At 69.3% G+C, this 10,563-nt stretch carries 10 protein-coding genes, 1 tRNA gene, 1 other RNA gene and 1 pseudogene; 5 read left to right on the forward strand and 8 right to left on the reverse strand.

The features are described 5' to 3' along the window. Positions 1 to 146 precede the first annotated feature (146 nt). From Q4P07_RS07215 to Q4P07_RS07225, 3 genes are all read right to left on the reverse strand, one after another. Positions 147 to 234: transfer RNA gene (locus tag Q4P07_RS07215), tRNA-Ser, on the reverse strand. An 86-nt stretch (positions 235 to 320) separates the two neighbouring features. Beyond that, positions 321 to 416, reverse strand: an RNA gene (gene ffs / locus Q4P07_RS07220) — signal recognition particle sRNA small type. Between the two features lie 43 nt (positions 417 to 459). Next, positions 460 to 1,509 (reverse strand): zinc-dependent alcohol dehydrogenase family protein, encoded by a 1,050-nt coding sequence (locus Q4P07_RS07225; protein WP_303374233.1) that lies wholly within the window; start codon positions 1,507 to 1,509, stop codon positions 460 to 462. 83 nt (positions 1,510 to 1,592) lie between these two features. Between Q4P07_RS07225 and Q4P07_RS07230 the strand changes: the two genes are divergently transcribed. The 3 genes from Q4P07_RS07230 to Q4P07_RS07240 all read left to right on the forward strand — a co-directional run bounded on the left by Q4P07_RS07230 (position 1,593) and on the right by Q4P07_RS07240 (position 3,606). Then, the gene (locus Q4P07_RS07230) at positions 1,593 to 2,828 is read left to right on the forward strand and encodes an arginine deiminase (RefSeq protein WP_303374234.1); all 1,236 of its coding nucleotides are present in this window, start codon (positions 1,593 to 1,595) and stop codon (positions 2,826 to 2,828) included. A 50-nt stretch (positions 2,829 to 2,878) separates the two neighbouring features. Next, on the forward strand, positions 2,879 to 3,202 hold the full coding sequence (locus Q4P07_RS07235) for a sterol carrier family protein (protein WP_303374271.1): 324 nt from the start codon (positions 2,879 to 2,881) through the stop codon (positions 3,200 to 3,202). A 92-nt stretch (positions 3,203 to 3,294) separates the two neighbouring features. Next, complete coding sequence (locus Q4P07_RS07240) at positions 3,295 to 3,606, forward strand: hypothetical protein (RefSeq protein WP_303374235.1); 312 nt, start codon at positions 3,295 to 3,297, stop codon at positions 3,604 to 3,606. On the opposite strand, the gene Q4P07_RS07245 is transcribed toward Q4P07_RS07240, so the two are convergent. Continuing rightward, positions 3,603 to 4,346 (reverse strand): DsbA family oxidoreductase, encoded by a 744-nt coding sequence (locus Q4P07_RS07245; RefSeq protein WP_303374236.1) that lies wholly within the window; start codon positions 4,344 to 4,346, stop codon positions 3,603 to 3,605. The two genes, Q4P07_RS07240 and Q4P07_RS07245, sit on opposite strands and share 4 nt — an antisense overlap. An 82-nt stretch (positions 4,347 to 4,428) precedes the next feature. On the opposite strand from Q4P07_RS07245, the gene purF reads away from it, so the two are divergent. Both purF and purM read left to right on the forward strand, forming a co-directional pair. Beyond that, positions 4,429 to 6,036, forward strand: coding sequence for an amidophosphoribosyltransferase (gene purF / locus Q4P07_RS07250; protein WP_303374237.1), 1,608 nt, complete (start codon positions 4,429 to 4,431; stop codon positions 6,034 to 6,036). A 137-nt stretch (positions 6,037 to 6,173) separates the two neighbouring features. Continuing rightward, on the forward strand, positions 6,174 to 7,289 hold the full coding sequence (gene purM, locus Q4P07_RS07255) for a phosphoribosylformylglycinamidine cyclo-ligase (RefSeq protein ID WP_303374238.1): 1,116 nt from the start codon (positions 6,174 to 6,176) through the stop codon (positions 7,287 to 7,289). A gap of 38 nt (positions 7,290 to 7,327) precedes the next feature. On the opposite strand, the gene Q4P07_RS07260 is transcribed toward purM, so the two are convergent. The 4 genes and pseudogenes from Q4P07_RS07260 to Q4P07_RS07275 form a co-directional block, all read right to left on the reverse strand. Further along, positions 7,328 to 7,855, reverse strand: coding sequence for a hypothetical protein (locus tag Q4P07_RS07260; RefSeq protein ID WP_303374239.1), 528 nt, complete (start codon positions 7,853 to 7,855; stop codon positions 7,328 to 7,330). Between the two features lie 196 nt (positions 7,856 to 8,051). Then, complete coding sequence (locus Q4P07_RS07265; RefSeq protein ID WP_303374240.1) at positions 8,052 to 9,887, reverse strand: ABC transporter ATP-binding protein; 1,836 nt, start codon at positions 9,885 to 9,887, stop codon at positions 8,052 to 8,054. A 1-nt stretch (position 9,888) separates the two neighbouring features. Continuing rightward, the gene (locus Q4P07_RS07270; RefSeq protein ID WP_303374241.1) at positions 9,889 to 10,119 is read right to left on the reverse strand and encodes a DUF3073 family protein; all 231 of its coding nucleotides are present in this window, start codon (positions 10,117 to 10,119) and stop codon (positions 9,889 to 9,891) included. 213 nt (positions 10,120 to 10,332) lie between these two features. Next, positions 10,333 to 10,563, reverse strand: a pseudogene (locus Q4P07_RS07275) (hypothetical protein); the annotation flags it as partial.

Below are 10,563 nucleotides of genomic sequence, written 5' to 3' on the forward strand. Positions count from 1 at the left end.
CCCTGGGGGAGTTCAGTGAGGTACCACCGCACGGGGGACCGGTTGCCATGATACGTGCCCGGACGCTCGGGGACGAAACCCGTGGCGACGCACAAGACCCCCGGCCCGCCGAGGGGCCGAGGGTCTGTCGTCCTGTGTCAGGACAGTGGCGGAGGATGGGGGATTTGAACCCCCGAGGGTTTTATCCCAACACGATTTCCAATCGTGCGCACTAGGCCACTATGCGAATCCTCCGTCGATGAGGATACCCGAGCGGCCGGGGTGACCGAAATCGTCGACCAGCTGCGGGACACAGGACGTCCTTCTGCGGGCTACAGGACAGGAAGAACCCCCCGCGCACCTGGAAGAGCTCAGTTGCCCTTGCTGCATTCCTGCCCTGGGGGATTCACCGAGGTACCACCGCACGGGGGGTCCGGCAAAGAGTCTACGCGGTGACGATCAGGTGCGCGAAATGCGGACTCAGGGTCGCAGCATGACCTTGATCGCGCGCCGCTCGTCCATCGCCCGATAGGCCTGCGCAACTTCGGCCAGCGGCAGCGTCAGGTCGAAGACCACGCCCGGCTCGATCGTGCCGTCCAGGACGTCGTCGCGCAGCGCCTCCAGATAGTGACGCACCGGAGCGACGCCGCCAGCGACGTTGATGTTGTCGCGGAACATCTTCTCGATCGGCAGGGTGATCCCGTGCGGGACGCCGACGTAGCCGATCGTGCCGCCGGGGCGCACCGCCGCGAACGCCTGCTCCATCGACTCGGCTGTGCCGACGCACTCCAGGACGCGGTCTGCGCCCACCCCGCCAGTGAGCTCCATGATCCGCTCGGCACCCTCCTGGCCGCGCTCGGCCACGATGTCTGCCGCTCCGAATGACGTGGCCACCGCCGCTCGAGGGGCGTGCCGCGACATCGCGATGACCCGGCCGGCCCCCATCCGCACGGCGGCGAGCACGGCGCACAGACCGACGGCGCCGTCACCGACCACCACGACCGTCTCGCCCTGCTGCACGCCCGCCCGGTGCGCCGCGTGCCAGCCGGTGCCCATGACGTCCGAGAGCGCGAGCATCGAAGGCAGCAGCTCGTCCGAGGGCAGCTCCGGGGTGGCCACCAGGGTGCCGTCGGCATAGGGCACCCGGACGAACTCTCCCTGGCAGGCGGGGACGGGCTCACCGTCACCGTCCGTGCCACCCCACCCGCTGCCGCGCTTGACGCAGGAGGTCTGCATGCCGAACCGGCAGCGGGAGCAGTCGCCGCAGGAGAAGACGAAGGGTGCGATGACGAACTGCCCCGGCGCCACGGTGCGCACGTCGGTGCCCACGGCCTCGACGACCCCGACGAACTCGTGCCCGATCTGCCGTGGCTTCGGCACCTCGTTGATCCCGCGGTAGGGCCACAGGTCAGAGCCGCACACGCAGCTGGCGGTCACCCGGACCAGGGCGTCGCTGGGACGCAGGATCGTCGGGTCGGGGACGTCGTCGAGACGGATATCGCGGGGTGCGTGCAGCACGGTTGCCTTCATGCCCGCATTCTCTCAGCCCCGCCCACCCGTCCGGCACGTGGCAGGATGAGCCCGCGCTACGTCATACCTGAAAGGACGTCCACATGCCCTTCCACGTCGGTTCCGAGGTCGGTCGCCTGCGCCAGGTGATCGTCCACCGGCCAGGTCTTGAGATGCACCGGCTCACCCCCGACAACAAGGAGCAGTATCTCTTCGACGAGATCCTGTGGGTCGAGCAGGCCCAGCGGGAGCACGACCACTTCGTGCAGGTCATGACGGAGCGCGGCGTCGTCGTCCACCACTTCGACACGCTGCTGCGCGAGACGCTGGCCGTGCCGCAGGCGAGGACGTTCGTCCTGGACCACAGCCTCGACGAGCGCCACATGGGCCCGCTGGCCGGTGCGGAGCTGCGCGAGCTTTTCGACCAGATGGATGACCAGACGCTGACGCAGCACCTGATCGGTGGCATCACCAAGCACGAGGTGCTCGAGCAGATCCCGGTCACGCACTCGCTGCTGATCGAGCAGCTCGACGACCACGACTCGGTCCTGGAGCCGCTGCCCAACCACCTGTTCACCCGCGACACCTCGGCCTGGCTCTACGACGGGGTCGCGGTCAACTCGATGCACAAGAAAGCGCGTCGACGCGAGACGGTGCACTATGACGCGATCTATCGCTACCACCCCATGTTTGCGCAGTCCGGGATGCAGTGGTGGGCCCACGGGGTCGACGACGGCCCCGCGACCGCCGAGGGCGGCGACATCCTCGTGCCCGGCAACGGCGTCGTGCTCGTCGGACTGTCGGAGCGGACGACCGCGATGGGGGTCGAGCGGATGGCTCGCAAGCTCCTGGCTGGCGGCGACGTCAAGACCGTCATCGCGCTCGACATGCCCAAGGCGCGCGCGGTGATGCACCTGGACACGGTGATGACGATGATCGATGAAGAGACCTTCACCCGCTACACCGGGCTGCCCTCCCTGACGTCGTGGACCATGACCCCCGGCGACATCATCGACGGCGAGCTCGACATCCTCGTCGAACGCCATGACCCCTCCGAGATGGACAAGGTCATCGCCACCTCGCTGGGCCTGTCCTCGATCCGGATCCTCGCCGCCGATCAGGACCCCCGCGGCGCCGCACGCGAGCAGTGGGACGACGGGTGCAACGTGCTCGCGCTCGAGCCCGGCGTCGTGGTCGGCTATGAGCGCAACACGGTCACCAACGATTATCTGCGCGGTCAGGGCGTGGAGGTCCTGGAGATCTCCGGCTCCGAGCTCGGGCGAGGTCGGGGTGGCCCCAGGTGCATGTCCTGCCCGATCGAGCGAGACGTGCTGGTCTGAGCACAGTGGCAATCAGGCGGCGCGTCGACATCGGCTCCGGGGTGGAGGCCGTGGAGGTATGGCGAGCAGCGACCGAGCGTGTCGAGGTCCCGAAGAAGGTGGTCGCCACCGCGGTGCGCTACACCCTGGAGGAGCTTGCGGTGAGCGCGCCCGGACGGTCGGTGGAAGTGCGGGTGCCTCCGTTTGCGGCGGTCCAGTGCGTCCCGGGCCCGCAGCACACGCGCGGCACCCCGACCAACGTCGTCGAGACCGACGCGCAGACGTGGCTAGCGCTGGCCACCGGCGAGCTAACCTGGCAGCAGGCGGAGGCCAGTGGCGCGCTCCGCAGCTCCGGCATCCGCGCCGACCTCTCGCCCCACCTTCCCCTGGCCTGACACCACCACCCCCACCACCCCACCGGGCGGGTGGCCGTGCCAGACCGGACGGGTGGAGTTGCCGGCGCGTCACCGTGGGCGATACTAGGGGGGTGGCACACGAGCATGTAGAACCGCAGGGCACCGGCACCGCAGCGTCGCCCAACCAGCCTGACCGGCTGGCCGGTGAAGGCGCAGTCAACTACGTTCCCGTCCGTCGTCGGCCTGAGCTGATGCGCTTCCTGTGGGTCGGAGGACTTTTGGGACTGTTCCTCGGATTTGTGGTCAGCCTGATCGGCCCGGACGCCATGAACAGCTCCGCGCTGCAGGAAGGGATCCTGATCGGCGGCATCGGTCTGCTCATCGGCGGCTTTCTCGCTGCGGTCCTCTATCTGATCGCCGACAGCGTGAGCATGCGCGGCTAGAGCGCGCAGCCGTCCGGGCCGCAGACACCAGTCTCGTCAGCGACTGACTCAGCGGCCATGCTGCCGCCAGCGGCGGCGCCGAGCGTCTGCAAACGGGGGTGACTCTCGTCCCACGCCTGGCGCAGCGCGCCGGCGAACATGCTCGTCGGTTGAGCCCCCGAGATCCCATAGCGCTCGTCGATGACGAAGAAGGGCACACCGCCGGCCCCATAGGCCTGCGCGGCCGCGACGTCCGCGTCCACGTCCGCGTCATAGTCCTGGCTGGTCAGGACACCGTCGACGGCGGACTCCCCGAGACCGACGCCGACCGCAACCCGGCGCAGGACATCGTGATCGGCCACGTCGAGCGCCTGGACAAAGTAGGCGTCAAGCAGGGCCTCCTTGAGCTCGCCCTGCTGGGCCGGCCCGCCGGTCTCCAGCGCGAGGTGCAGCAGTCGGTGGCCGTCCCGCGTGTTGAGGTGCATCGTGTCCTGGAGGCGCAACTCGAGCCCCTCGCCCGCAGCCACGCTGGTGACGTTGGCCATCATCGCCGCCACGGTGTCTGCGGTGCCGTACTTGCGGCTCAGCGCGCTCACGCCCGTCTCGGTCGGTGGCGTGGGTGCGTTGGGGTCGAGCTCGAAGCTGTGCCACACCACTTCCACGTCCTCGGCATGCTCGAAGTCGCCGAGGGCGGCCTCGAGGCGCCGCTTGCCGATGTAGCACCACGGGCAGGCAATGTCAGACCAGACGTCAATACGCATACCGACGACAACCCACGCCGGGATGCCAAGATTCCCCGGAGCGACGTCATACCTGACCCATCGATTGTGGGATGATCGGCGGGTGGCACGACCCGACGGACTGCTCTCGCACGACCTCCTCCCGGACGAGCGGCTGCCTCAGGACGCCTGCGGGGTGTTCGGGGTGTGGGCGCCGGGCGAGGAGGTCGCCAAGCTCACCTACTTTGGCCTCTACGCCCTGCAGCACCGCGGTCAGGAGGCCGCCGGCATCGCCACCAGCGACGGCAAGCGACTCGTGGTCTATAAGGACGTCGGGCTGGTCAGCCAGGTCTTCAACGAGTCGGCGCTCGCCTCCCTCCGAGGCCATCTTGCGGTCGGCCACTGCCGCTACTCCACGACGGGTCGCAACTCCTGGGAGAACGCCCAGCCGACGCTCGGCGGCACCACCGATGGCACCGTCGCACTGACTCACAACGGCAACCTCATCAACACCACCGAGCTGCGCGATCTGCTCTCCGACGCGCACGGGGGGGACCTGGCCAGCGCCGGCGGGGAGATCGGCCGTGGCAACACCACCGACACCGCGCTCATCACGGGGCTGCTCACCGCCGACGAGGACCTGCCGCTAGAGCTGGCCGCGATGAGGGTGCTGCCACTGCTGCGGGGCGCGTTCAGCCTGGTCTTCTGCGACGAGACCACCCTGTATGCCGCTCGCGACCCGCAGGGGGTCCGTCCCCTGGTGCTGGGCCGGCTCGAGCGCGGGTGGGTGGTCGCCTCCGAGACCGCGGCACTGGACATCGTGGGGGCCTCGGTCGTGCGGGAGGTCGAGCCCGGTGAGCTCATCGCGATCGATGAGGACGGCCTGCGCAGCTCGCGCTTTGCCGAGGCTGCGCCCAAGCGGTGCGTCTTCGAGTGGGTCTACCTGGCGCGGCCCGACACCACCATCGCGGGGCGTGGCGTCTATGCCAGCCGGGTGGAGATGGGTCGCCGCCTGGCCCAGGAGCACCCCGTCGAGGCCGACCTGGTGATGCCGACTCCGGAGTCGGGCACGCCCGCGGCCATCGGGTATGCCGAGGCCTCCGGGATCCCCTATGGCCAGGGGCTGGTCAAGAACGCCTACGTCGGGCGCACTTTCATCGCGCCGAGCCAGACGATCCGCCAGCTCGGCATCCGGCTCAAGCTCAACCCGCTGCGCGACGTGATCCGCGGAAAGCGCCTCATCGTGGTGGACGACTCCATCGTCCGCGGAAACACCCAACGTGCGCTGGTCCGGATGCTGCGGGAGGCCGGTGCGGCAGAGGTGCACGTGCGGATCTCCTCGCCGCCGGTGCGCTGGCCCTGCTTCTACGGCATCGACTTCGCCACCCGCGCCGAGCTCATCGCGACCGGCCTGCACACCGAGGACATCTGCCGCTCCCTGGGCGCCGACTCGCTGGCCTACATCAGCGAGGAGAGCATGATCGCAGCCACCGAGCAGGACCGCGGCACCCTGTGCACCGCGTGCTTCTCCGGCAACTATCCGATCGAGCTGCCCAGCGAAGGCAAGCTGGGCAAGGACGTGCTCGAGCTGCAGTTCCCGGACGTCGAGATGGCGTCCGACGTCGATCGCGTCGCCAGGGGCGCAGACACCCCGGACGTCGCGACCCGCGACATGGACGGGGTCCCGATCACCGCCTCTGCGGGTGGGCGCGCCGCAGTGGAACGCCCCTGAGCCGACCAGGCGCCGCACGGCGTGACGCGTGAAAAGTCATGCGTGAGAGGTCACGCGTGAGGAGTCTCGCGTGAAAAGCCGGGAGTGCCACGGCATACCCTGGTGCTGTCTTTGCACCCACCATCGAGGGGACCTGCATGTCCACGCCCGAGGGCCAGCCGATCACCTACGCCAGTGCCGGCGTCGACGTGCACGCGGGCGACCGCGCCGTGGAGTTGATGAAGGAGTCGGTGCGGCGGGCTCAACGGCCGGAGGTGCTGGGCGGGATCGGCGGCTTCGCCGGGATGTTCGACGCGTCCGCGCTGACCGGCATGCGTCATCCGGTGCTGGCCTCCTCGACCGACGGCGTCGGGACCAAGGTCGCGATCGCGCAGGCGATGGACGTGCACGACACCATTGGTCAGGACCTGGTCGGCATGGTCGTCGACGACATTGTGGTGTGTGGGGCTGAGCCGTTGTTCATGACCGACTACATCGCGTGCGGCAAGGTTGTCCCCGAGCGGATCGCCGCGATCGTCTCCGGCATCGCTCGGGGCTGCGAGCTGGCCGGGGTGGCGCTCATCGGGGGCGAGACCGCTGAGCACCCAGGGCTGCTCGGGCCTGCGGAGTATGACGTCGCCGGGGCGGCCACGGGGGTCGTGGAGCGGGACTCGGTGATGGGTCCGCACCTGGTGGAGCAGGGGGACGTCGTCATCGCGCTGGCTTCCTCGGGGCTGCACTCCAACGGCTATTCGCTGGTGCGGCGGGTCGTCGAGGCCGCCGGCTGGGCGTGGGACCGGCACGTCGACGAGTTCGGTCGCACCCTGGGCGAGGAGGCGCTGGAGCCGACGCGGATCTACACCCGGCCGCTGCTCGAGATCGTGCGGGCCGACCTGGGCCTGCACGCCCTTTCGCACGTCACTGGCGGTGGCCTGGCTGCCAACCTGGCACGGGTGCTGCCCGTCGGGGTGCTCGCCATGGTGGAGCGGTGCTGGACACCCCCGCCGATCTTCGGGCTGGTCCAAAAACTCGGTCGGGTGCCGCTGGCGGACCTGGAGCAGACCCTCAACATGGGAGTCGGATTCGTGGCCGTCGTGGACGCCGACGGTGCCGACCGCGCGGTGCGGATGCTGATCGAGCTCGGGGTCGACGCCTGGCCGATCGGGTCGATCGGCGACGCGGGCATGGCGCACCTGTCCGGGGCGACCGTAGTCCAGGGCGCTAAGGGCGTCGACGGGGGAGCGGTCCAACTGGTGGGGGACTACCGCTACTGAGGCGCACCGGACGTCACCGGGCCGGGAGACCGATCCGGTCAGGGCTGGGGAGTCACCAGGATCCAGTAGGACGTCGGGCCGCGGGAGCCGACGTTGGCGGTCCACTTCCGGCCGGTGGCGTCGCCAGTGAGGTTGCGACGCAGGCTCAAGTTGTCGGGCTCGGCGAGCACCACGGTCTGCGCAGGGTCGGCGAGGTTGATCTCGATGGCCGTGAGCGCGGTGTTGAGCGGAACCTCCTTGAAGGTCCACGAGGACTCCGTGCTCGACTCGGGCTCCTGCTCGTCGCTGCCGGCCCACAGCGTCAGGCGGTCGTCCGCGATCGGGACCGGGTCGCAGGCCGCCTGTTGGACCTGCGCCCAGCTCGCTTCCTTGGTCAACGGCTCGGCGCAGACGCGCAGTTGATAGGTCACCGACTGGAAGTTCATGGAAGTCCACCACGTCGTCCCGATGATGGTGGCGCCGGCGGCGACCAGGAGCAGCAGCACCCAGGCCTTATTGCGGCGGACGTGGCCCTTGACGAGAGATTCGTCGGCTGTCCACGCCGCTTCGTGCCTGCTGCGTGCCATGGACTCCCCCTCTTCTTCACCCAGGTCTTCCGGCTTCGCGGCCACGGGCCGGACCACCATCCAGTATGACGTGCGACCCCCGCAAACGCGCATGAGCCCCCTGCTATAACAGGGGGCTCATCGACGTTTGGGGTGCGTGGGCCCCTCCTGGAGGCCCGGCTCAGACCGGACCGGGGGGAACGACCTCCACCGGGCCTTAGGACGCGGCGAGATCGCCGGTCTGGACCGCCCACAGGTCGGCGTAGGGGCCGGGGCGGCGGACGAGCTCGTCGTGCGTGCCGGCATCGGCCACCCGACCAGCGTCGATGACCCAGATCCGGTCGGCGTTGCGCACCGTCGAGAGACGGTGCGCGACCATGACTGTGGTGCGGCCCTGGCTGACCTCCGCGAGCGAGCGCTGGATCGCCGCCTCGGTCTCGTTGTCAACGGCTGAGGTCGCTTCGTCGAGGATGAGGATGGCCGGGTCGCGGAGGATGGCTCGGGCCAGGGCCAGGCGCTGGCGCTGGCCACCGGAGAGGGTCACGCCGCGCTCGCCGACGTGCGTGTCATAACCCAGCGGCATGGCCTCGACGAAGGAGGAGGCTTCGGCCTGCCGGGCGGCGAGCTCGATCGCCTCGCGGGTCGCGTCGGGGCGACCGTAGGCGATGTTGTCGGCCACGCTCCCCTCGAAGAGGAAGGCGTCCTGGGCGACATACCCGATCTGGCCGCGCAGCCCCTCCCAGGTCAGCTCGCGCACATCGACGCCGTCGAGCAGCACCTGGCCGTCGCGAGGGTCGGTGAAGCGCAGGAGCAGCCGCAGCAGCGTGGACTTGCCCGCGCCGGTCGGGCCCACGAACGCGTGCGCCTCCCCGGCCGGGATGCAGATCGACAGGTCGTGCAGGACGTCCGGCCCCTCTCCATATCCGGCGCGCACGCCGCGCAGCTCGAGGGCCCCGGTGATCGAGGGGACCGTCTCCGTGCCGGGCAGCGTGACCGGCACTTCGTCGAGCAGCGCCAAGATGCGCCGGACCGACGCCATCGCGCGCTGATAGAGGTCAAGCACCTCGCCGACCTGGGTGAGCGGCCAGAGCAGGCGCTGGGTCATGAAGACCAGGACTGAGTAGAGACCGATCTCCAGCCGGCCGTCCAGCGCCATCCAACCGCCGAGCAGCAAGGTCATGGTGAAGCCGACGAGGATCGCCATCCGGATGAGAGGCACGAACGCGGAGGAGGCACGGATCGCTTCGGCGTTGGCCAGTCGGTAGGTCTCTGAGGCCGCACGCACCCGGTCCAGCTCGCGGGCCTCCGCGGTGAACGATTTGATCGTGGCCATCCCCCCGAGGTTGGAGGCGACCAGCCCGGAGATGCGGGCCACGCTGGCGCGGACTGCGGCGTAGCGGGGTTGGAGGCGCCGCTGGAACCACATGGAGCCGACGATGATGACCGGGATCGGCAGGAAGGCCATCACCGTCAGGGTCAGGGAGCTGGCCGCGAAGACCGCACCGACCAGCACGACGTTGAGCGCGAGCTGCCAGAGGCGGTCGACCCCGGAGTCGAGGAAGCGTTCGAGCTGGTTGACGTCGTCGTTGATGACCGCGAGGGTCGCGCCAGTCGGGTGTGACTCGTGCCAGGCCATGTCTAGGCCCTGCACGTGCTCATAGGCCTCGAGGCGCAGGTCGTGCTCAACCTGCTGGGCCAGGTTGCGCCAGGTGAGGGAGGCCAGATAGTCGGACGTGGACTCCAGGATCCACACGACCGCGTTGATCACCGCGAGCCAGACGATCTGCTCGCGACGGTCGGTGACGCCCAGCAGGGAGGCGACGAAGGAGTCGGACCCGCGCACGACCACGTCGATGGCCGCACCGATCAGCAGCTCGGGCATCACGTCCATGATCTTGCGGATCGTGGACAGCGTGAAACCCAGGATCACCCGGGTGCGGTACTCGCGGTATCGCAGCCAGAGCTGTTGGAACGGGTGGGGGATGCCAGCAGCCAACGTCGTCCCTAGTGGATTCGTCGGTGGTGGCGTCGGCGCCGTCGCGGCGCTGCTCACCTCAACGTTCGTCGCCCGCGGCCCAAGGCCGGTCGTCGTCGACCGCGTAGGCGGTGTCGGTCTCGTCGTCGTCATCACCGTCGGTGAAGGGCGTCCCGGCGCGTTCGCCGATGTCGCCTCGCGAACGGTGCAACTCCCGCTCGAGGGCGGTGAGGTCGGTGGTCGGCCCAGAGCTGTACTTCAGTCTCCGGGCAACCTTGATCTGCTTAGCTTTGGCTCGGCCGCGCCCCATGGCGTGACCCCCTTGTTCGACTCTGCCGGACGGCATCGCTGGCTGAGGAACAGGTCGCGGAGCCGAGCCGGGGAATTGTGTGCTTTCGTGGGGCTCAGGTTACATGAGACGGGGCACAGTTCCACTATCGGGCGGGTTTGCCCAGTCGGAATGCGGAATGCGGAATGCGGGATCGGGCCGCAGTTGCCCGTTGGGGTATGTCGACCCGCCGAGTCACTTGCTCCGACGCGCCAGGGCGATGGACAGTCCGCCGAGGAGGACGACGACCACGCCACCCCCCACGATCCAGACCCAGGGCGAGGTCCCGGAGGCGGTCTGGGTGTCGCCCGTCGTTGGGGCGGCCTCGTCCGTGGCGGGTGTGGGCGAGGGCGTCGTGTCGCTGGGCAGCGCCTCCTCAGACGTGCCAGCGGCCTCGGTAGTGACGGATGCGGCCCCGTCCTCGGT

This window comes from Ornithinimicrobium sp. (genome assembly GCF_030537745.1).
Taxonomy (GTDB): domain Bacteria; phylum Actinomycetota; class Actinomycetes; order Actinomycetales; family Dermatophilaceae; genus Ornithinicoccus.

Excerpts from the sequence above, each read along its gene's own strand:
- Q4P07_RS07225 (WP_303374233.1), bottom strand. The coding sequence starts at position 1,509 with ATGAAGGCAACCGTGCTGCACGCACCCCGCGATATCCGTCTCGACGAC.
- Q4P07_RS07230 (WP_303374234.1), top strand. The coding sequence starts at position 1,593 with ATGCCCTTCCACGTCGGTTCCGAGGTCGGTCGCCTGCGCCAGGTGATC.
- Q4P07_RS07245 (WP_303374236.1), bottom strand. The coding sequence starts at position 4,346 with ATGCGTATTGACGTCTGGTCTGACATTGCCTGCCCGTGGTGCTACATC.
- purM (WP_303374238.1), top strand. The coding sequence starts at position 6,174 with ATGTCCACGCCCGAGGGCCAGCCGATCACCTACGCCAGTGCCGGCGTC.
- Q4P07_RS07260 (WP_303374239.1), bottom strand. The coding sequence starts at position 7,855 with ATGGCACGCAGCAGGCACGAAGCGGCGTGGACAGCCGACGAATCTCTC.
- Q4P07_RS07270 (WP_303374241.1), bottom strand. The coding sequence starts at position 10,119 with ATGGGGCGCGGCCGAGCCAAAGCTAAGCAGATCAAGGTTGCCCGGAGA.